General features: G+C 69.8%; 18 protein-coding genes. All 18 read left to right on the forward strand.

Annotation, left to right across the window (positions count from 1 at the left end; genetic code table 11):
- The first annotated feature begins 2 nt into the window (after positions 1-2).
- The 18 genes from QSK05_RS21245 (at position 3) to QSK05_RS21330 (ending at position 21,396) form a co-directional block, all read left to right on the forward strand.
- Positions 3-1,019 carry an LLM class flavin-dependent oxidoreductase gene (locus QSK05_RS21245; RefSeq protein WP_285599021.1) on the forward strand — a complete coding sequence of 339 codons (1,017 nt, stop codon included), beginning with the start codon at positions 3-5 and terminating at the stop codon, positions 1,017-1,019.
- Complete coding sequence (locus QSK05_RS21250; RefSeq protein ID WP_285599022.1) at positions 1,016-2,389, forward strand: GMC family oxidoreductase; 1,374 nt, start codon at positions 1,016-1,018, stop codon at positions 2,387-2,389. The genes QSK05_RS21245 and QSK05_RS21250 overlap by 4 nt, the downstream gene beginning before the upstream one ends.
- Positions 2,390-2,428: 39 nt before the next feature.
- Complete coding sequence (locus QSK05_RS21255) at positions 2,429-3,931, forward strand: aldehyde dehydrogenase family protein (RefSeq protein WP_285599023.1); 1,503 nt, start codon at positions 2,429-2,431, stop codon at positions 3,929-3,931.
- Complete coding sequence (tenA, locus tag QSK05_RS21260) at positions 3,928-4,593, forward strand: thiaminase II (RefSeq protein WP_285599024.1); 666 nt, start codon at positions 3,928-3,930, stop codon at positions 4,591-4,593. The genes QSK05_RS21255 and tenA overlap by 4 nt, the downstream gene beginning before the upstream one ends.
- 266 nt (positions 4,594-4,859) lie before the next feature.
- Complete coding sequence (locus tag QSK05_RS21265) at positions 4,860-5,918, forward strand: ABC transporter substrate-binding protein (protein ID WP_285599025.1); 1,059 nt, start codon at positions 4,860-4,862, stop codon at positions 5,916-5,918.
- The gene (locus QSK05_RS21270) at positions 5,915-6,700 is read left to right on the forward strand and encodes an ABC transporter permease (protein ID WP_285599026.1); all 786 of its coding nucleotides are present in this window, start codon (positions 5,915-5,917) and stop codon (positions 6,698-6,700) included. Before QSK05_RS21265 ends, QSK05_RS21270 begins: the two co-directional genes overlap by 4 nt.
- Entirely contained in the window at positions 6,693-7,490 is a 798-nt protein-coding gene (locus QSK05_RS21275; protein WP_285599027.1) for an ABC transporter ATP-binding protein, read from the forward strand. Before QSK05_RS21270 ends, QSK05_RS21275 begins: the two co-directional genes overlap by 8 nt.
- Positions 7,487-8,098, forward strand: a complete 612-nt coding sequence (locus QSK05_RS21280) for a TenA family protein (protein ID WP_285599028.1) — start codon at positions 7,487-7,489, stop codon at positions 8,096-8,098. The genes QSK05_RS21275 and QSK05_RS21280 overlap by 4 nt, the downstream gene beginning before the upstream one ends.
- 2 nt (positions 8,099-8,100) lie before the next feature.
- The gene (locus tag QSK05_RS21285) at positions 8,101-9,108 is read left to right on the forward strand and encodes an amidohydrolase family protein (protein WP_285599029.1); all 1,008 of its coding nucleotides are present in this window, start codon (positions 8,101-8,103) and stop codon (positions 9,106-9,108) included.
- A complete protein-coding gene (locus QSK05_RS21290; RefSeq protein WP_285599030.1) occupies positions 9,105-10,178 on the forward strand; it encodes an LLM class flavin-dependent oxidoreductase in 1,074 nt (357 codons plus the stop codon). Before QSK05_RS21285 ends, QSK05_RS21290 begins: the two co-directional genes overlap by 4 nt.
- Positions 10,175-10,564, forward strand: coding sequence for a RidA family protein (locus QSK05_RS21295; RefSeq protein ID WP_285599031.1), 390 nt, complete (start codon positions 10,175-10,177; stop codon positions 10,562-10,564). Before QSK05_RS21290 ends, QSK05_RS21295 begins: the two co-directional genes overlap by 4 nt.
- Before the next feature lie 9 nt (positions 10,565-10,573).
- Positions 10,574-11,686 (forward strand): LLM class flavin-dependent oxidoreductase, encoded by a 1,113-nt coding sequence (locus QSK05_RS21300; protein WP_285599032.1) that lies wholly within the window; start codon positions 10,574-10,576, stop codon positions 11,684-11,686.
- Entirely contained in the window at positions 11,683-12,996 is a 1,314-nt protein-coding gene (locus tag QSK05_RS21305; RefSeq protein ID WP_285599033.1) for an amidohydrolase family protein, read from the forward strand. The genes QSK05_RS21300 and QSK05_RS21305 overlap by 4 nt, the downstream gene beginning before the upstream one ends.
- Before the next feature lie 123 nt (positions 12,997-13,119).
- Complete coding sequence (locus QSK05_RS21310; RefSeq protein ID WP_285599034.1) at positions 13,120-13,812, forward strand: GntR family transcriptional regulator; 693 nt, start codon at positions 13,120-13,122, stop codon at positions 13,810-13,812.
- A gap of 177 nt (positions 13,813-13,989) precedes the next feature.
- The gene (locus QSK05_RS21315; protein WP_285599035.1) at positions 13,990-16,743 is read left to right on the forward strand and encodes a putative bifunctional diguanylate cyclase/phosphodiesterase; all 2,754 of its coding nucleotides are present in this window, start codon (positions 13,990-13,992) and stop codon (positions 16,741-16,743) included.
- A complete protein-coding gene (locus QSK05_RS21320; protein WP_285599036.1) occupies positions 16,740-18,014 on the forward strand; it encodes an ABC transporter substrate-binding protein in 1,275 nt (424 codons plus the stop codon). The genes QSK05_RS21315 and QSK05_RS21320 overlap by 4 nt, the downstream gene beginning before the upstream one ends.
- A gap of 131 nt (positions 18,015-18,145) precedes the next feature.
- Positions 18,146-19,378 (forward strand): prolyl oligopeptidase family serine peptidase, encoded by a 1,233-nt coding sequence (locus QSK05_RS21325; protein ID WP_285599037.1) that lies wholly within the window; start codon positions 18,146-18,148, stop codon positions 19,376-19,378.
- A gap of 233 nt (positions 19,379-19,611) precedes the next feature.
- Positions 19,612-21,396, forward strand: a complete 1,785-nt coding sequence (locus tag QSK05_RS21330; RefSeq protein WP_285599038.1) for an LCP family glycopolymer transferase — start codon at positions 19,612-19,614, stop codon at positions 21,394-21,396.
- The last annotated feature ends 459 nt before the right edge of the window (positions 21,397-21,855 follow it).

Here is a 21,855-nt window from a genome sequence, read left to right on the forward strand (position 1 = left end):
TCATGTACCCGGCGCTCGCACTGCAACCCGCCTACCCGCCCGCGCAGTTCACCGAGATGGTCGTGCGCGCCGAGGAACTCGGTATCCAGGACCTCTGGCTGACCGACTCCTCGCTGCACTCGAGGTACTGCTACTCCTACCTGACCCTCGCGGCCACGAACACCAGCACGATGCGCCTGGGCACGGCCGTCACCAACCCGGTCACCCGGCACCCGGCCCTGGGCGCCGTGGGGATCTCCACCATCGACGAGATCTCGGGCGGACGCGCGGTGCACGGCATCGGCGCGGGTGACCGTCCGCTGGAGGCGCTGGGTCTCAAACCGGCCCGGCTGGCCCTGCTCGAGGACTCGATCTCGGCGGCCCGCCACTTGTGGACGGGGGAGTCGGTCACCATGCAGGGGCACGGGTTCACCCTCGACGACGCGCATCTGCGCTACACCTCGCGGCCCGACATCCCGGTCTACATCTCGGCCAGCGGCCCGAAGACGCTGGAGCTGTCGGGGCGGATCGCCGACGGCGTGATCCTGCTGGCCGGCCTGCACCCGGACGGCATCGAGTACGCCCTCGAGCACATCGACCGGGGAGCCGAGATGGCCGGCCGCGACCGGCGTCCCCACGTCACCGTCTTCGCCTACGGGGCCATCTCCGAGGACGAGGACGCCGCCCTGGCCCAGGGCCGCTCGATCGCCGCGTGGTTCCCGCAGACCGCGCCGGTCTACTGCAAGATCGCCGGACTGCCGGACGAGCTCGTGCAGCAGGTACGGGACATCTACAGCGGCGGCGAGTTCCAGGAGGCCGCGCAGGCGGCCGACCTGCTGCCCGACGACTTCGTGCGCCGCATGGCCCTGTCCGGCAACCGCGCGGCGGCGCTCGAGCACCTGCACACGCTCGACTCGCTGGGTGTCGACAGTGTGGCGGTGTTCCCGATCGGGGGCACCCAGGAGACCAAGGCGTCCACCATCGAGGAGTTCGCCCTGGCCTTCGAGGAGTTCACCGCGTCGAAGGAGGTGCCGGCGTGAGGATCGTGATCGCCGGGGGCGGCAACGGGGGCCTGTGGGCCGCCCACCGCCTGGCCGACGTCGCCGACGTCACCGTGATCGAGGCCGGCATCGACCCGGGCGACCCGGTGCCCGCGCGGTTCCTGCACGAGCACGCCTACCCGGACTGCGACTGGGACTACACCGATGCCGACTCCGGCCGGCACCTGGTGCGGGGCAAGGTGCTCGGCGGCGGGTCGACGGTCAACGCGGCCGCGGGATCGCGCGGCCAGCCGACCGGTTTCAGTGACTGGGGCCCGGGCTGGCAGTACGAGGACCTGCTGCCGTACATGCGCCGGGTGGAGACCGACGAGCAGTTCGGCGACGCCTCCTACCACGGCGACTCCGGGCCGATCCACGTCACCCGTCTCGCGCCCGGGCCGCTGGAAGACGCTTTCGCCGCCGCCTCGCGGGCTCTCGGTCACGCCGACTGCCCCGACCACAACGCGCCCGGCGCCATGGGCGTCGGTCCGTGGCCGACCAACCGGGTGGAGGGCGGACGCTGGGGAGCTCTCGCCGCCGTGGCCCCGCTGCTCCGGCACCGCATCACCCTGCGCGATCGCACGCTGGTACGCCGGGTGCTGGTGGCGAACGGGGTCGCGACCGGCGTGGAGATCGAGGGTCCGGCGGGTGTCGAAACGCTGGATGCCGACCTCGTGATCGTCTCCGGCGGCGCCTACAGCACACCGGAACTGCTGTGGCGCAGCGGTATCGATGCACCCGGCATCGGCACCGGACTGCAGGACCACCCCTGGGTGATGATGAACGTGGAGGCCGACCCGGACGCCATCGGGCAGCGGCCGGTCAGCGGGTCCCTGCTGCGCGCCCCCGTTCACGACGACCCGGCCGACGAGTTCCAGGTGTTCCCGTTCAGCACCTGGCTCTACGACCGCAGCGCCCGCAAGAGCAGCTGGAGCGTGTCGGTCGCCCTGATGCAGCCGCACAGCCGGGGCTCGATCACCCGCCGCCCCGACGACAGCGGCGAGATCCGCCTCGGTCACCTGGGCGAGACGTCCGACCTGGAAAGGATGCTCGCGGCGCTGCGCGCCACCGACGAGGTACTGGTGAGGATGGCCGACGCCGGGCAGGTGAAGGTCCCGGCCGACGCCTGGTGGCGCGGTGGGGACGTGGCCGGTGAACTGCGCCGGCGGGTGGAGACCTACAACCACCCGGTCGCCTCCTGCGGGATCGGCCGCACGGTCGAACGCAATCTCGACGTCATCGGTGTCCGGAATCTGAAAATTATTGACGCGTCGGTGATGCCGAGCATCTGCGACGGCGGCCCCAACCTCGTGACGATGGCCATCGGTCTGCGTGGTGGCGACCTGGTCGCCTCCGAGTTCGCCCTGTAAAGCGCTGTGACGCCCAGTTTCGTTCCGAAAGGTACCTCCATGGCTGTTCCTAGTACGAAACCGGCCGTGCTGCCGCAGGTCCAGGAGTTCCTCGACCGCAGCCACGGGCTGTTCATCGACGGGGAGTTCCGGCCGGCGGCGCAGGGCGGGACGCTGAGCGTGCTCGACCCCGCGACCGGTGAGCAGATCGCGACGGTCGCCGCCGCGACCGCCGTCGACGTGGACGCCGCGGTCGCCGCCGCCCGTGCCGCGCAGCCGGGCTGGGCCACCCTGGCGCCCAGTGCCAAGGCCGACCTGATGTGGAAGCTCGGCGAAGCGCTGGAGCAGCGGGCGCAGGAGTTCGGGCAACTGGAGAGCCTCGACAACGGCAAGCCGATGGGGGAGTCCGGCGCGCTCGACGTGCCGCTGTGCGCGTCCCTCTTCAAGTACTACGCCGGCTGGATCACCAAGCTGGAGGGCGAGACCATGACGCCCGCCGGTGGTCTGGACATGCACGTCTACACGCTGCGCGAGCCGGTCGGGGTGGTCGGCGCGATCATCCCGTGGAACTTCCCGCTGCTGATGTGTGGCTACAAGCTCGGCCCGGCCCTGGCCGCGGGCAACACCGTGGTGCTGAAGCCGGCCGAGCAGACGCCGCTGAGCGCGCTGCGCCTGGCCGCGCTGATGGCCGAGATCGGGTTCCCGGCGGGGGTGGTCAATGTGATCACGGGTGACGGGCCGGACGCGGGGGCACCGCTGGCCGCCCACCGGGACGTCGACAAGATCACTTTCACCGGTGAGAACGCCACCGGCGCCAAGATCATCCAGGCCTCGACCGGCAACATGAAGAAGCTCACCCTGGAACTGGGCGGCAAGTCGCCGAGCCTGGTCTTCGCGGACGCCGACCTGGACGCCGCGGTCGAGGGCACCTTCGGGGCGGTGTACTTCAACCAGGGTCAGTGCTGCATCGCCGGCGCCCGGGTCTTCGTGCACTCGAGCATCCGCGATGCGTTCGTCGCGAAGCTCGCGGAGCGGGTGCGGCAGGTGAAACTCGGCCCGGGACTGGACGCTGACACCACGATGGGCCCGCTCGTCAGCGCCGAGCAGCGCGACCGGGTGAACTCGCTCATCGCCTCCGGGCTGGAGCAGGGGGCCACGGCCGTGGTCGGCGGGGCGCCGGTGAGCGATCCGGCGCTGGCCGACGGGTTCTACGTCGAGCCGACCCTTTTCACCGACGTCACCCCGGACATGACGATCATGCGCCAGGAGATCTTCGGGCCGGTCGCGATGGTGTCGACCTTCGAGACCGACGAGGAGGCCATCGCCCTGGCCAACGACACCGCCTTCGGCCTGGCGTCGGGCATCTGGACGCGCGACGTGGGACGCACGCACCGGGTCGCGAAGGCGATCCGGGCGGGGGTGGTGTGGGTGAACACCTACGGGATGTTCGACGTGGCCATCCCCTACGGCGGTTTCAAGGCCAGCGGCTACGGCAAGGAGCTCGGCCGCGAGGCGATGGAGCCCTACCTGCAGACCAAGACCGTCTGGATCGATCTGTCGTGAGCTTCTGCGACGAGGCCCGCGCGGGGGCGGACGACGTCTGGGGCGCTCTGGTGGAGCATCCGTTCGTGCGCGGGATGGCCGACGCCACGCTGCCGCCCGAGTCGTTCCGGTTCTACCTGACGCAGAACGTGCAGTATCTCGCCGAGTACGCGCGGGTGCTGGCGATCGGCCTGGCGAAGACCACCGACGAGACGACACTGGTCCGGTTCTCGGAGGCCGTCACCAACATCACCCACGTCGAGCTGCCGCAGAACCACGCGCTGCTGGAAAAGGTGCGGGAGCTGTGCACCCTGCCGCCGGAACCGGTGGAGGAGGAGCCGGCCCCGGGCCTGGTGGCGTACTCGTCCTGGTTGCTGTCGACCGCCTACCGGGGTGGCGCGATCGATGTCCTGACGGCGGCGCTGCCGTGCGCCTGGAGCTACGGCGACATCGGCCGGGCGCACGCGCCGCACCTGGTGATGCACCCGGTCTACGAGAACTGGATCGCCTTCTTCGCCTCACCGGAGTACGACGCGATGCTCCAGGGTCTGAAGGCCGAGCTGGACGCTCGGGTGGCGCGCTGCGACGGGCCCGAGAGACAGCGACTGGCGGGAGTGTTCCGGACCGCCTGCCTCCTGGAGCGGGGGTTCTGGGACATGGCCTGGAACCGCGCCCGCTTCTGATCCTGAGATCCCATCTGTCCCACCGGCTGTTTCGAGTGAAAACTGCCGTGTAACCGCCGGGTTAATGCTGACCGGCGGCCCTTGACCCGATCGGCCGTGGGCAGCGAACCTGATCATGTTCAGGAATTGAGATCTCAATGAGCAGTGCGGTTTCCGCCCAGGGAGGCCGCCGCCAGGATCTCTTCGTGCTGCCGGGCCGGATGATCTTCCGCCGCCAGGTACCTCTCCCGCCCCGCCGTGCCCTCCCGAGGAGAACGAGACCCATCATGAACAACAGATCCAGCCTCAGCCGGCGCAGCGCCGTCTTCGGCTCCCTGGCCACCGTGCTCATGCTCGCGACCGCCTGCGGTGGCTCGTCCGAGGACGGCGGCTCCGGCAGCTCCGGCTCGGGGGGCACCACGAAGATCTCGTTCGCGCTGGACTGGACCCCGAACACGAACCACACCGGGCTCTACGTGGCGCAGCAGAAGGGATATTTCAAGGACGCCGGCCTGGACGTGACAATCCTGCCGTACAACAGCGCCTCGCCCGACACCCTGGTCTCGGCCGGATCGGCCGACTTCGGCATCAGTTTCCAGGACTCGTTCACGGTCTCCAAGGCGGCCGGGGCCAACATCACCTCGGTGCTGGCCGTTCTGCAGCACTGGGCCACCGAGGTCGCGGTGAAGGCCGACCGCGACGACATCACCAGCCCGGCCGACCTGGACGGCAAGACCTACGGCGGTTTCGGGGCGGCCTCCGAGGAACCGGTGATGAAGAAGATCATCCAGAATGCCGGGGGCAAGGGCGACTTCAAGTCCGTCGTGCTGGGCACCAGCGCCTACGAGGCGATGTACTCGGGCAAGGTCGACTTCACGGTGCCGTTCGTGGCCTGGGAGGGCATCGAGGCCGAGCACGCCAAGGAGCCGCTGAAGACCTTCAAATACACCGATTTCGGCTTCCCCGACGCCTACAACGTGCTGGTGATGGGCAATGACGACTGGCTGAAGGAGAACCCCGAGGCGGCCAAGAAGTTCGTCACCGCCCTGCAGAAGGGGTACCAGTTCGCGGCCGACAGCCCGGACCAGGCCGCCCAGGACCTGATCGACGCCAACCCCGGCGCCTTCACCGACACGTCCCTGGTGACCGAGAGCCAGGCGCTGCTGGCGAAGTCGTACCTGAAGGACGCGGACGGCACGGTCGGCACGCAGGACGCCAAGACCTGGGAAGGGTTCTCGAACTTCCTGTACGAGGCCGGGGTCCTGGCCGACGCGGACGGCAAGAAGCTGACCACCGCGCCGGACTACTCCACCTGGTGGACCGACCAGTACCTGGCCACGTCGTGACCTCGTCCTGGCGCCGGTCGCTGACCCTGGCGGCCCCACCCGTCATCATCGTGGCCCTGCTGCTGGCGATCTGGCAGTGGTACGTCACCGCGAACGAGGTCGAGCCCTCGGTGCTGCCCTCGCCCTCGCGGGTGCTGGAGCAGGGCTGGGCTTTCCGGGCCGCCCTCTGGACGAACACCGTTCCCACGCTGAAGGTCACGGCGATCGGTTTCGCGGTGTCGCTGGTGATCGGCTGGACGCTGGCCGTCGTCATCGACTTCTCGCCGTGGCTGCGCCGGGCCCTGATGCCGCTGCTGGTGGCCTCGCAGACCCTGCCGATCATCGCGATCGCGCCGCTGCTGATCATCTGGTTCGGCTTCGGTCTGCTGCCGAAGATCTTCGTGATCGCCCTGGTGACGTTCTTCCCGATCGCCATCGGCCTGATCGAGGGCTTCGCCAGCACCGACCGGGAGGCGACGAACCTGCTGCGCAGCATGGGGGCGGGGCGGGTCAAGCAGTTCCGCTACGTGCGCCTGCCGGCCGCGATGCCGCACTTCTTCACCGCCCTGCGGATCGGCATCACCTACGCGGTGACCGGGGCGATCTTCGCCGAGTACGTCGGGGCCAACGAGGGCCTGGGCATCTTCATGGCGTTGCAGAAGAACAGTTTCCGCACCGACCTGGTGCTGGCGGCGGTCGTCGTCACCGCGGTGATCAGCGTGTCCCTGTTCCTGCTCACCTATCTGGTCCAGCGTCTGGTCATCCCCTGGCACGGCAAGGAGAGGCGAGCCCGTCATGCCTGAGTCGACGGTAGACCCGAAGATCGCCCTGAAGGGCATCGCCAAGTCGTTCGGCGCCACCGACGTGATCAAGGACATCACGTTCGACGCCGCCCCGGGCAGTTTCGTCTCGGTGATCGGGCCCAGCGGCTGCGGCAAGAGCACGCTGTTCAACGTCATGGCCGGCCTCGAGACGCCCGGCACCGGGCAGGTCCTGCTGGACGGGAACGACGCCACCGGCCGGTCGGAGCACTTCGCCTACATGCCGCAGAAAGACCTGCTCTTCCCCTGGCGCACGATCCTCGACAACACCACGCTCGGTCTGGAGGTGCAGGGCGTGCGGCGCAAGGCCGCCCGGGAGCAGGCGAAACCGTTGTTCGGCACCTTCGGCCTGTCCGGGTTCGAGAACTCGCACCCGTTCCAGCTGTCGGGCGGCATGCGCCAGCGCGCCGCCCTGCTGCGCACCGTGGTGCAGGGCCGTGAGGTGCTGCTGCTCGACGAGCCGTTCGGTGCCCTCGACGCCCTGACCCGCACCGAGATGCAGACCTGGCTCGAGGGGGTGTGGGAGAAGTACCAGTGGACGGTCGTTCTCATCACCCACGACATCCGCGAGGCGGTCTACCTCTCGGACAAGGTGGTGGTGCTCTCGGCCCGCCCGACCACGGTGCGCCTGGAGGTCGAGGTGGATCTGCCCCGGCCGCGGGAACTCTCGATGGTCACTTCACCGGCCTTCGCGGCGATCGAGGAGGAACTGCTCACCGCCCTGCACGAGGAGTCACGCAAGGCCCTGACCCAGGGGCAGCGCACGCCATGAGCACGCTGTCGCAGGACCTGCGCGAGTACGGCCGGCCCCGGGTCGAGCGGTGGGCCGAGGAACTGCCGCTGCTGGCCGGGGTGGCGCGGGGTGACCTGCCGATCGGGCGGTTCCGCCACTACCTCGAGCAGGACTACGTGTACCTGCGCGAGTACGCCCGGCTCTACGCGCGGCTGGCGGCCAACGCACCCGATGAGCACGTCGAGCACCTGGTGCGCCTGGCCGCGAACCTCATCGACGTGGAGCTGGACTCGCACCGCGCGCTGGGGGCGGCGTTCGGCGCCGACCTCACCGACGTGCGTCCCTCGTCCGAGTGCCGGGCGTACATCGCGTTCCTGAGGGAGTCGACCACGACCTTCGGCGAGGGACTGGTGGCGTCGTTGCCGTGTCTGTGGGGCTACGGCGTGGCCCTGGCCCGGGTGCCGATGGAGAACAGCGGACCGTACCGGGCCTGGCTGGAGGTCTACACCAGCGGCGACTACACCGCGATGATCGAGCGGCACTGCCGGATGATCGATGAGAGCGGCCTCGACGCCGACCGGGCCAGGGAACTCTTCGACCGGGCGATGGAGCACGAGATCGCCTTCTGGAACCAGGAAGTGGCCTGATCATGCAGATCGATGCCCACACGCACATCCTCTCGCTCGGCGCCTCGGAGCAGTTCACCACCGACTACGGCCGTGAGGGTTCGCTGTGCATCTACCGCAGCATGGGCCTGCTGCCCTCGCACCGCTGCGCCACCGATCACGAGTGGGAGTCGGCGACCGGGGCGTCCACCGAGGGTTTCCACGTCATCGGTCCGGACGAGACCGTCGCCGGGCATCCGGGTTTCGACAAGATGATCGCGCTGGCGGTGAGCCCGCAGTATCTCGACGGGGAACTGATCGGAACGGTGGACGTTCTCGGCCAGACCGATGTGGGTGGCCCGGTGGATCCGGAGCGGTGCAACGAGTACATCGCCGGCTGCGTGCGCAAACAGCCCGACCGGATCATCGGTTTCGCCTCGGTGAACCCGCTGCACCGCGGGGTGCGCGTGGCCGTGGAGGAACTCGGCCGGGCGGTGGAACAGGACGGCCTGCAGGGCGTGAAGCTCTACCCGATGTACCAGCACTGGTCGCCGGCCGACCGGGAGGTGGCATTCCCGATCTTCGCCGCGGCCCGTGACCTGGGCATCCCGGTGATGGTGCACCAGGCCGGCTCCACCCGGATCGACGCGAGGATGGAGTTCGCCCGCCCGGCGCTGCTGGACGACGTGGGCCGTGAGTTCCGTGACCTGAAGCTGATCATCGCGCACTGCGGCATCCCGTGGATCGACGAGGCGATGTTCATGCTGACCAAGCACCCGAACTTCTACACCGAGCTCAGCTATCACATCGCGACGATCACCCGGCGCGACCTGTTCCTGTTCCTGCACCGCGCCGAGCCGTTCTTCGTGCCGCTGGAGAAGCTGTTCTTCGGCACCGACTACCCGGGGTTCCTCTACGACCCCGTGGCCCTGCGCGAGAAGCTGCTGACCGTCAACGAGGAGGCCGCCGTGTTGCAGTTGCCACCGATCCCGCAGCACCAGCTCGACGGGATCATGGGCGACAACCTGGCTGCCGTGCTGGGGATCTCGTGAGGATCGAGACGGGGGTCTTCCTGCCGGTCGGGCAGGGCGGGTGGATCCCCTCGACCAACAGCCCCGCGATCCCGGCGACCTACGCCTACAACCGTGAGGTCACCGTGCTGGGCGAGGAACTCGGCCTGGACATCGCGCTGAGTATGGCGAAGTGGCGTGGCTACGGCGGCAGTACGGGCCACTGGGACCACACGCTGGAGTCGCTCACCACGATGGCGGGCCTGGCCGAGGCGACCAGCCGGATCAAGATCTGGGCCACGGTGCACACGATGATCTGGCACCCGGCCGTGGTGGCGAAGATGGCGGCCACGCTCGACCAGATCTCCGGCGGCCGGTTCGGGCTCAACCTGGTCGGCGGGTCCAACCCGGCCGACCAGGGCCAGATGGGCCTGTGGCGCGAACTCGGCCACGCCCAGCGCTACGACCTGGTCGAGGAATGGCTGGCGGTGGCCAAGGCCCTGTGGACGCAGGACCGCGTCGACCACGAGGGCGAGTTCTACACGCTGAAAGACTGCATGTCCTACCCGAAGCCGGCGGTGATGCCGCACGTGATCTGCGCGGGCACCTCCGACCGGGGATTCCGGTTCACCATCGAGCACACCGACGGCGTGCTGATCTCCGGGCAGAACCACGACGACGCGATCGCGGTGGGCCGCCGGGCCAAGGCCCTGGCGACGGAACTGGGCCGCACCACGAAGACCTACGGACTCTTCGTGTTTGTGCCGGGAGCGACCGACACCGAAGCCCGTGACCGCGTCCACCATTTCAATGAGGGCGTCGACACCGAGGCGCTCGTCACTCAGGCCGGGGAGTACGCCAAGGACACCAAGGCCAACACCCGGGTGCGCACGATGCAGGAGTGGGCGGCCTCGGCGAAGGCGGTCGGCGACGGCGCGCTGGTGGGCAGCCCGGACACGATCGCCCGCGACCTGGGGCGGATCGTCACGCAGGGCGAACTCGACGGCGTCGTGATCATCGTGCCGGACTTCCTCGACGACCTGCGCACGGTGGCCACGCAGGCGCTGCCGCGCCTGGCCGATCAGGGCATCACCTGCGGGGTCGGCGCATGAGCGAGTTCGTGAATCCCGACGGGGTGCGCGAGGTTGCGGCCTACACCCACGCGGTCGTGCGCCGCGGCACCCCGGTCTTCCTCACCGGTCAGGTGGCCTGGGACCCCGACGGCTCGGTGGTCGGCGTCGGTGACATCGAGGCGCAGATCGCGCAGGTGTGGCTGAACCTGACCCGGGTGGTCGAGGGCCTGGGCGCTTCCCTGACCGACATCGTCAAGCTCACCACCTACGCCACCGACCGCTCGCACATGGCCGCGATCGGCGCCGAGCGGGCGAAACACTTCACCCCGGGCGTCTTCCCGGCCAGCACTTTCCTCGTGGTCGCGGGTCTGGCCGACCCCGACCTGCTGGTCGAGGTCGAGGCCATCGTCATGATCGAGTCTTAGGAGCACCTCGTGTCGCGCGATATGGAGTACGGCATCTTCCTGCCCGTCGGCAGCGGTGGCTGGATCCCCTCGACCACCACCCCCGAGCTGGACGGCAGTTACGCCTACAACAAGAAGGTCACCCAGCTGTCGGAACAGCTGGGCTTCGACTTCACGCTGTCGCAGGCGGTCTGGCGCGGCTACGGCGGCCCGAGCAGACATTTCGACGACAACCTGGAGTCGCTGAGCACGTCGGCCGGCCTGGCCGAGGCGACCGAGCGGATCGGCGTCTGGTCGACCGTGAACACCGCTCTGCTGCACCCGGCGGTCGCCTCGAAGATGGTGGCCACGGCCAGCCAGATCAGCGGCGGGCGTACCGGCCTGAACATCGTGGCCGGCGGGAACCGGGTGTCGGAGAACCAGATGGGCCTCGGGGCGGGCCTCGACAACGTGGACAAGTACCGCAAGGCCCGCGAGTGGGTCGAGGTGATCCGCGCGCTCTGGACCCAGGACAGCGTCGACTACGACGGTGAGTTCTTCACGCTGGAAGACTGCCAGTCCAGCCCGAAACCGCTGGGCGGGCCGCCGCCGATGATCTGCGCGGCGATCTCCGACATCGGGATGCGGTTCACCGCGGAGATGTTGCAGGGCTGCATGTTCGAGGGCACCTCACGGGACGCGATGGTGCAGCTCGGGCAGCGGGCCAAGCAGATCGCCTCCGAGGTGGGCAGTGACCTGAAGAACCACTGCATCTTCATGGTGATCCCGGGGGAGACCGACGCGGACGCCCTGCGCCGGGTCGAGCTGTACGACCAGGGCCGTGACGTCGAGGCGATGACGAAGCTGGTCTACGAGTTCGGCCGGACCGCCCGCGACCCCAAGTCGCTGGAGCAGGTACGCAGCGAGTGGACCGGCTCCACCGCGATCAGCACGGGCACCCTGGCCGGTTCGCCCGACACGATCGCCGAGCAGCTGGCCGACATCATCGAGGCCGGCCAGATCGACTCGGCCATCTTCATCATGCCCGACTTCATCGGTGACCTGACCATCATCGGTGAGGAGATCGTCCCCCGGCTGACCGCCGGAGGCTATCCGGGCCGCGCCTTTTCACAGAACGACCGAACTGGAGCCGTGAATCAGTGATCATCATCAACAACGCCGACGTGCTGACCCTGAACGACGCGGACGACGCGCACTTCGGTGGGCACGTGGTGATCGACGGGACGCGGATCGTCGCGGTCGGTGACGGAGCCTGGCCCGGCCCGGCGGGTGAGGGCGACACGGTGATCGACGCCCGGGGCAAGCTGGCGATGCCCGGGCTGGTCGACCTGCACTACCACACGGCGATCGGCAAGGGTTTCAGCGACCACCTGCCACTGTGGGAGTACCTCGAGGCCTGCTGGTACCCGCTGATCCGCAACCTCGACCCCGAAGCCGCCTACTGGGCCGCGATGGCCAGCTACGCCGAGTCGCTCAAGGGCGGCGTGACCACGGTCAACGACATGTACCGGCAGCTGCCCGCGCTGGGGAAGGCGGCGGAGGAGATCGGGATCCGGGCGGTGCTGTCGAACGACGTGGCCCTGCCCGAGCACGACCTGGACACGCTGGAGACCAACCAGGAGGCCTACCGGGCCGTTCACGGGCTGGGCGACGGACGCGTGGAGGTCTACGTCGGGATCGAGTGGCTGCCGCTCGGGTCACCGGAGATGCTGCGCGACGCGCGGGCTCTGGCCGACGACCTGGGCACGGGCATCCACATCCATCTCAACGAGTCGCTGACCGAGGTGCAGGACAGCATCAAGCGTTTCGGGCAGCGTCCGACCGAGGTCGCCTACGACGCCGGGCTGCTGGGCCCGGACTGCGTCGCCGCGCACTGCGTGCACCTGTCCGACCGGGAGATCGCCCTGATGCGCGAGACCGGCACCCAGATCTCGCACAACCCCAGCTCGAACGCCAAGCTGGGCAACGGGATCGCCCGGCTGCCGGAGATGCTGAACGCCGGCCTGAACGTCGGGATCGGGCACGATGCGGCCGAGTGCAACAACAGTCGCGACCTGTTCGAGGTGATCAAGTTCGCGTCGGTGATACACCGCGCCAACCGGCTCGACTCGTCCCTGACCCAGGCGCCCGACGTGATCCGGATGGCCACCCGCAACGGATCCGACGCGCTGCGTCACGAGACCGGCCGGCTGGAGGTGGGCCGCAAGGCCGACGTGATCCTGGTGAACACCAACACCCTGGCTTTCACCCCACTGGTCCCGGGCGACAAGGCGCACCTGTACAGCCATCTCGCGTACGCCTCGAACGGCTCGGCGGTCGACACCACCATCGTCGACGGGCAGATCGTGATGGCCGGACGGGAACTGCTCACGGTGAACGAGGAGGAGATCGTCCGGGAAGCCAACGCGGCCTTCGCGCGCGTTCTGGCGCGGGTGGAGAAGGCGAAGGCCTGAGCCCGGACAGGCAGGTATCCTCGCCATGCGCACCGGTGAGCCAGGGCAGACGGAGGTATGGTGCACGAGCCGTTGACGGAGGCGGACAGACCGCAGACCCGCGGTCGCCGTCCCCGTGATCCGATGCCCGACCTGACGATTGCCGGTCTGGCCGACACCGACCGTCCCCAGATCAAAGACCTGGTCTACGAGCGGCTGGTCGAGGCCGTGGTCAGTCAGGAGCTGCCGCCCGGCACCCATCTGAAGGAACGCGATCTCGCGGAGAGCATGGGGGTGTCCAAGACCCCGATCCGCGAGGCCCTGGTGCGGATGGAGAAGGAACGGCTCGTCGACATCGCCCCCTACCGGGGTGCGGTGGTGCGCACCATCACCGTCGCCGACCTGCGGGAGCTGTACGACCTGCGGGAACTGCTGGAGGGCTTCTGCGCCCGGCGGGCCGCGATGACCTTCGACGACGCCCAGCAGGATCGGCTGCGCCGCAACATCCACGCCAGCAAGCAGGCCGTCGCCCGGTCCGACGAGGTGGTGGCCCGATCGCTGCTCCAGGACTTCGACGAGCTCCTGCACGAGGCCGCCCAGGGCCACCGCGTCGGCTCCCTGCTCGTCGACCTGGAGACCCAGCTGGGTCTGCTGGGCCGGGTGGCCTCGCGCGCCGAGGGGCGCTTCGAGGCCTCGATCGCCGAGCACACGGCGGTGCTGCACGCCATCGTCACCCGTGACCCCGACGATGCCGAGCGCCTGTGCCGCCAGCACATCCGCAGCGTCTACGCCGACCTCCTCGACCAGATCCCCCTGGAGGACGAGCCGGTGCCGTGACGGTCCGGGAAGGTCTGCCTGATCACGAACAGGGGTCTTGTGCCTTCGTGATCAGGCAAGGTTTCCCCGGCCGGTTGCATGATCGCGGCCGAGGGTGGCAACGCTCAACTCCCGGCCGACCGGTGCCGACATACTGGCGGTGCCGATCAACCAGGGTCCCGGCCGGGGCGCATGCCGGTGAGCGGCCGCGCCCGGCGGCGACGGGCCCTGCTCGGGGAGCGGGGCCGGCCGGTCTGGCAGGCCCTGGCCGTGCTCACCCTGCTGCCCCTGGTGGCCACCGCGTTCATCGGCGGGGTGTCGGTGGTCGCGGCCGACCGCGCGGCGAACCGGGCCCTACGGGCGCAGCGCCTGGTCGCCAGTGTGGAACTGCTCGACGCCGCCCGCCGGGCCGCCGACGCCGAGCTGCTGCCCACGATGCTCGTGCACGTGGTCGCGGACGAGGCCGTGGCCACCCGGGCCGGGTTCTCGCCCGCCCGCAGCGCGACCCTGCGGGTCACCGAGCCCGCGGTCGTCGAGCAGGCCCGCACCCTGACCGACGCGATGATCGCCGCGGCCCTGACCGGTTCCTCCGACCCGCACCTGCGCTCGGTCGTCACCGACGCCCGCAACTCCATCGCCTTCGCCCGGGCGGCGGCCGACCAGACCGGCCGCCCGCTGGTGAACGTGGTGCGCAACTTCGGGCTCAGCTCCTCGAAACTGGCCTCGGGGCAGCGCTGGGCCAGTACCGAGGCGGTCTCCGCGGGGCTCAGCTCCCGCAGCGTCGCGGCCCTGCAGGACCTCAACCAGCTCCTGTCCCTGAGCGAGGCCGCCAGCCGGCAACTGGGTGAGCTGTTCGCCTCCCGGGTGCTGCCCGACCCGGTCTCCGACATCGCCGAGACCGGCTGGATCGCGTCCTGGGGTACTTACACCAAACTGGCCGACTACGACGACGACTTCACCACCGGTCCGGTACGGCACAACTGGGCCATCTACCAGAACAACGCCACCGTCACCGCGTTCTCCCAGCTCCTGACCCGCCAGGCCCTGGACCCCACCCGGCAGGTGCTGCCGACCGGTGCGCTGCCCGGCCTGGGCGAGCGCAGCCGGCGCCGGGACGACGCCCTGGCCGTGGTGCTGCAGGACGCCGTGGCCGAGGTGACCGCCGGGGCCGGTGACGACCACACCGCCGCCCTGACCCAGCGCCGCACCACCCTGACGCTCTGCCTGGCCCTGGTGCTGTTGTCCCTGGCGAACGCGGGACTCGTGGCGCGCTGGCTGACGTCGTCGATGCGCTCGCTGGCCGGCGGCGCCCAGGAGATCAGCCAGGGCCATCTGGTGGATGTGGTGCCGCGCGGGCCCCGCGAACTGCGCACGGCCGCGCTGGCCCTGTCGTCGGCCGTGGCAGGGCTACGACGCGTGCAGGAACAGGCCCGGGCGGTGGTGAACGGGAACGCCGAGGCTCTGCTGCGGCAGGAGCCGCTGCCGGGGCCGCTGGGCGATGTCGTGCACGCCTCGGTCGAGCAGATCGTGGAGGGCTTCCGGGCCCGGGAGGCGTTGCAGGACGAGCTCACCCACCAGGCCACGCACGACGCCCTGACCGGTCTGGCCAACCGGGCCCAGATCCTCGGGCACCTGGCCACGCTGCTGTCCCGCGAGGACCGCCGGCGGGAGGGCGCACCCGGCACCGGCGTGCTGTTCATCGACCTGGACGGATTCAAGATGGTCAACGACACCCACGGCCACGCGGTCGGTGACCAGGTGCTGTGCGAGGTGGCCGACCGGCTGACCGCCACCCTGCGTCCCGGTGACGCGGCCGGGCGGCTGGGCGGGGACGAGTTCGTCGTGACGATCGAGGGCATCCGGGACCCCGACGTGCTGCTCGACCTGGGACGCCGGGTGATCAGCGCGGTCAGCTGGTCGGGACCGATGAACGTGGGCGGCACCACCGTCAAACAGGTCCGGATCGGTGCCAGCGTCGGGGTGGCGGTGTCGTCGGCGACCAGCACGGCCGACAGCCTGATCGCCGAGGCCGACGTGGCGGCCTACCGGGCCAAACGGCTGGGCCGTGGCCGGGCCGAGATCTTCGACGACGGCCTGCGGGCCGAGCTGTCGGAACGGGCCGAGATGGAGATCGCGCTGCGCGCCGGGCTGGAGGCCGGGGAGCTGCACCTGAACTACCAGCCGGTGGTGAACCTGACGACCGGTGCCCTGGTCGGGTTCGAGGCCCTGGCCCGCTGGAACCGGCCGGGGGTGGGGCCGGTGCGGCCGGACATCTTCATCGCCGCCGCGGAGGCGTCGTCGTTCGTCTGCGACCTGGGCCGCTGGGTGCTGCACGAGGCGACCGGCCAGACCGCCCGCTGGCGTGAGGCGGGACAGGCCGGATTCGTGCCGGGGGAGCAGGAGCCCACGATCGCGGTGAACATCTCCGGGCGGCACCTGGCCGACAGCCGGATCCTCGACGACGTCGCCGACGCCCTGGCGGCCAGCGGGCTTCCGCCCACGCTGCTGGTCGTCGAGATCACCGAGACGGTGCTCACCGACGACCCCCGGGCCCGCGAGCACCTGCGTCTGCTGCGGGAACGGGGGGTGCAGGTGGCCATCGACGACTTCGGCACCGGCTTCACCTCGATCAGCGCGCTGTCCGGCACACCGGCCGACATCCTCAAGATCGACCGCAGCTTCATCGATTCCGACGACATCGGTCACCATCAGCTCGCCACGCTGATCACCCGGGCCGCGCAGACCTTTCAGCTGCGCGTGATCGCGGAGGGCATCGAGACACCGGCGCAGCTGGCCCGGGTGCGGGCCGACGGCTGCGAGGAGGCCCAGGGCTACCTGTTCTCCCGTCCGCTCACCCCAGAGGCAGCGGAAATCCTTCCGCGGCAACTGATTCCGCCCCGAGCGACCGGGGTCCCGGCGCAGCCCGGCCAGACCACCCGGAGCCGGACATGACACTGACCCGAAGAACGTTCCTGTCGCTCACCGGTGCGGCCGGCCTGGCCGGAGCGCTCGCGGCCTGTGGCGAGGAGGGGACCGGCGCGGCCCGGTCGTCGGGCAAACCCCTCACCTTCTGGTGCTGGGACGGGGCGCTCTCGGAGGCCGTGGTCAAGAACGTGACCGCAAGTTTCGTCGGACGGGCCGACATCACCACGAAGATCGTGCCGGGCGACTTCGGGCAGCGGCTGACCACCACGCTGTCGGCGGGCACCGCGGTGCCCGACATCACCGGGGTCAAGGGTGAGGACATGCCCGTCTTCCTGACCCTCGCCCGGTACTTCCTGGACCTGAACACCCTGGGGGCCCGGGAGATCGCGGACTCCTTCGCCCCGGCCAAGTACGCCCAGGCGGCGACCGGCGACGGGAAGCAGCTCGGCCTGCCGATCGACCTCGGTCCCACCGCCCTGTTCCTGCGGGCCGACCTGTGGAAGCAGGCGGGCCTGCCCATTGACGTGGAGACCCTGGCCGGCCGGATGTCTTCGTGGGAGGGCTGGTTCGAGTGTGCCCACCGGCTGAGACGCCGGCTGCCGGGCACGTTCGCGATCCGTAACTCCACCGACGTGTTCGCCGTGGCCCTGTCCCAGCAGGCCGAGACCTTCATCGCCCGGGACGGTGGTTTCGTCGGTGACGGCACGGCGGTCAGGACCGCCTGGGACCTGGCCGTCCGCTCGATCACCGAGGAACTGCAGGCCGGTCTCTACGCCGACGCCGCGTTCGGCTCGGCCCTGGAGGCCGGGGTGATCACCGGGCATCTGGGCCCGGCCTGGAACGGTCTGGACATCGCCTCGGTGGCCCCGGGCACCTTCGGCTCCTGGCGGGTGGCAGCCTGTCCCGGCGGTCCGGGCGACATCGGCGGCTCCTACCTCACCCTGCCGGCCACCTGCCGCGACCCGGAGCTGGCGTTCGCGTACATCCGGGAGTTGCTCACCCCGCAGAACGAGGGCAAGGCATTCGCCGATGCGGCCGTCTTCCCCGCCGTTCCCGCCGCCTACTCGCTGCCCGCCCTCACGGCCGGCCAGCCCTTCTACGGCGGGCAGTCCACCATCGAGGTCTTCGGCCCGGCCGCCGAGCAGCTGCCCACCGTCTACGACGCGCCGGGCAACGCCGCCATCGCCTCCTCGTACGTCACCGAACTGGCCAACGTGGAGGGCGGCAAGAATCCGGAAAGTGCCTGGCAGGATGCGGTCTCGGCCGGGCGGCGGACAGCGGAGGCGGCCGAGAACTGAGTCCGGCCGTCTGCGAGTTGCTCAAGTCCGGGCTATTGTGCCCGGTTTTCGGCCGGGTTACATTGTGGGCGCACGAGCAGCAAGCGTTTCCCATGTCCAAACGTCAAGGAAGACAAGGACAAGGAGCTCGTATGTCTCTTCCGATCAGCCGTCGTGGCGTTCTCACCGCCGGTCTGGGGGCCACCACCGCAGTCCTGGTCCCCAGCCTCCCCGCCCACGCATCCACCGGCAGTTCCTCCGGCATCGGATTCGTTCTCGGTGCCGAGACGCTCGACGGTGGTGAACAGATCACGTCGATCACGCTCGACACCGCGCGGCTGGGGCCGATCGCCCCGGAAAGTCTCTCCCGCGAGACCTTCACCGTGCACGCCCGGGCGACCAGCCCGATCACCCCCGAGGCGGGTGCCCTGTACGACCTGGACCGCCCGGTGACCGCGGCGCGGCTGGACCGCCGCGGTAACATCGTGCTCGAGCTGGAACACGGCGAGGGGCAGCCCGGCGCCGGAACGCTGGGCTACATCGCCAGTCGCGGCCGCAACGTGCGGCTGGACCTGACCTACACCCTCACCCAACGTGCCCCGCTCGCCCGGCGTCACGGAAAGCCGCTGCTGATAAACCGTTTCGCCCAGGGTGAGCTGGTCAACCCGGAGGTGGACGCCTTCGGGTACCACGAGAGCGCTGCGGGCCTGAAGTACCGGCTCTACTCGTCCCCGCGCCGGGGCCGGCGCCCTCTCGTCGTCTGGCTGCACGGCGGGGGAGAGGGGGCCTCCCTGCCCGACGGCTACTACGACAACGAGACCACGCTGCGCGCCAACCGGGGTGCGCTCGGCTTCGCCACCCGTGAGGCCCAGCAGATCTTCGGCGGCGCCCACGTCGTCGCCCCGCAGAGCACCTCCTACTGGATGCACGACGGTCCCCGCTTCGCGCCGCTCGTGCGCGAGGTCGTGCAGGAGGTCTGCGCCCGGCGCGACGTCGACCCCGACCGCATCTACGTGGCCGGGTGCAGCAACGGCGGCTACATGAGCCTGAAGATGACCACGGTCTATCCCCGCCTGTTCGCGGCCTCGGTGCCCGTCTGCGGAGTCGTCGCGGGTACCCCGCCGCTGATCCCCGACGCCGACCTGCGGGCGATCACCACGCCCACCTGGCTGATCGCCTCCCTCGATGACACCACCGTCGACCCGGTGGCCAACACGATCCACGCCCACGACCTCGTCCCTCATTCCCGGGCCACCCTCTACGAGCACGTCGAACGCGACGGTTACCGGTTCCCCGGCCACTGGTCCTGGATCTATCTGGCCCGCAACGACCCGAGCATCGACGGAACCCACGTCTGGCAGTGGATGGCCGGCCGGCGTCGCTGATCCGGGCCGGCTGTGAAGTTCGGATGTGTTCGGGCCGCGCGGTCCTCACGGATGTCGCGGATCCGAATCTGGCTCTACAGTTAAAGCACGCGCCAGGCAACCACTTTGCGCGACCTTGTCAATCCGCTGAGTGATCGCCGACCACGTTCACCGCGGGGAGCGAGGGACGACCGGCAGCCCCCTGCTGCCGGTCGTCTTTCATCGTGAACTGCTGAGGACGACAGGAGGCGCGGGTGAGTCCCGCTGACGCTCACCTCACCGGTGAGGACGAGACGCCGCGGAAACCGGCGGAACCCACACCGGACACCACCACGGACGGCGAGCAGCCGGGGTCGGTCGGCACCGCGTCCCCTGCTGATGCCGCGTCCCCCGCCGAGATCTCGTCCTCCGACGACGCAGTACCGGCCGACGGGCCGACTCCCGCCGACGAGTCCGTGCCCGCGGAAGGTGCCGCACCCACCGATCGCGGCCTGACCTGGGTCCTGGCCTGGACCGTGGTCGGGTCACTGATCCCGGGCCTGGGCCTGCTCGCAGCCGGCCGGCGCCGGATCGGAGCGGTCGTTCTCGGGGCCGCCGTGCTGGCCCTGGCCTGGCTCGCGGTCTGGGCCCTGCGCGGCGACGTCCTGCGGCGCGGCATCTCGTTCGCCGTCGACCCGCACCGGCTTCTCGTCCTCGCGATCGTGGCCGTCGTGGTCGGCGTCCTCTGGGCCCTGATCGTCGTGCTGACGGGCACCCAACTGCACCGCCGCGTCGCCCTGGCCCGTCACCAGAAGGTCGTCGGCTGGTTCGTCGTGGCCGCCCTGGTGGCCGGCATCGCCGCTCCCACCTACTCCGTCACCCGTTACGCCCTGGTGCAGCGCGACCTCGTCCTGAGCCTGTTCGACAGCGCCGGTGACGTGGACGCCGACGCGGACGTGGTCAAACCCGCCGCCGTCGAAAAGGATCCCTGGGCCGGCACCGAGCGCATCAACGTGCTGCTGATCGGTTCCGACGCCGGCGCCGACCGGGAGGGCATCCGCCCGGACACCCTGATCGTGGCCAGTATTCAGCCCTCCAGCGGTAACACCGTGCTGTTCAGTCTGCCCCGCAACCTGGAACGGGTGCCGTTCCGCAAGGACAGCCCGGGAGCCGAGGCCTGGCCCGACGGATACCAGTGTGCGGACGAGTCCTGCCTGCTCAACGCCGTCTGGACCTGGGCCCTGGACGCCCCCGGCTACGCCAAGTACGAGAACCCGGGTCTGAAGGCCACCGAGGACGCCGTCACCGGCGTGACCGGCCTCAAGATCGACACCTACGCCATGCTCAACCTGAAGGGCTTCCAGGACCTCATCGACGCCATCGGCGGCGTCACCCTGGACGTCGACGAGCGCCTGCCCATCGGCGGTAATTCCGAGCGCCCCGACGAGACCATCGGCTACATCGAGCCCGGCGACAACCAGCACATGAACGGCTGGCGCGCGCTGTGGTTCGCGCGCTCGCGGTGGAGTACCAGTGACTACGACCGCATGCGCCGTCAGCGGTGCGTGATCGCGGCGGTGACCGATCAGGCCGACCCGGTGACCGTGGCCAGGAACTTCCCGAAGATCGCCAAGGCGCTGAAGGACAACATGTCCACGGGCATCCCCCAGTCCGACATCCAGGCCTGGGTGGAACTGGCCACGCGCGTGCAGGACGCCGAGGTCACCAGCCTCCCGTTCACGGACGACGTGGTCGCCGATCGCACCGACCCGGACTACGACCTGATCCACCGGCAGGTCGACAAGGCCATCGAGAAGTCCGAGAAGGCCGCCGTGAGCGCGACGGCCACACCCGACGCCAGCGCCACGAGCAGTCCGACCGGCAGTCCGGTCAGCGGTTCCACCTCCGGTGCCACACCCGGCGTCACGCTGACCACGAGTCCGGCCCCCACCGTCAGTTCAAGTGCTGCGGTGACAACGACGAAGAAGAGCAAGGACGAGAAAGCGACTCCGGAGCCGACCGATCCTTCCAGCGCGCAGGACGTCGCCGAGGTCTGCTGACTGGCCTCCTGGTCTGCTGGCCTCCTGGTCTCCCGGCCTCCCGGCCTGAGCCCGGCGACCCCTCCTCGTTGTGTACACCTGGTACACCCGGTACCGCGTGTACCAGATGTACACAACGACGAGGGGTCCGCCCGACCCCGGCCCGGCCGACTGCCACTCCCGCCACTCGCACCCTCATCAACGCCGCTACTCCCACCAGCGCCCGCTAGTACCGCCACCCCCATTGCGCCTGTCACTCCCGTTACGCCTGACACTCACGTTCACCCGGCCGACCGGCCGCCACGCTTTCCGGATCCGGGTGTGACCGGCGGAACGTGGCGAACGGGTGGCGTTCTCGCCCGGACGGCGCATCTGTCCGTGGCTTCATCATGTTCACCGCGTGAGGGTCGACATGGCTCAGAGTCCCCGGAAGCCGGGGTCTCGGCGGAAGCAGGTCTGAGTCGGTCACCCCGCGGTGAC

Source organism: Kineosporia sp. NBRC 101731 (assembly GCF_030269305.1).
Lineage (GTDB): Bacteria > Actinomycetota > Actinomycetes > Actinomycetales > Kineosporiaceae > Kineosporia.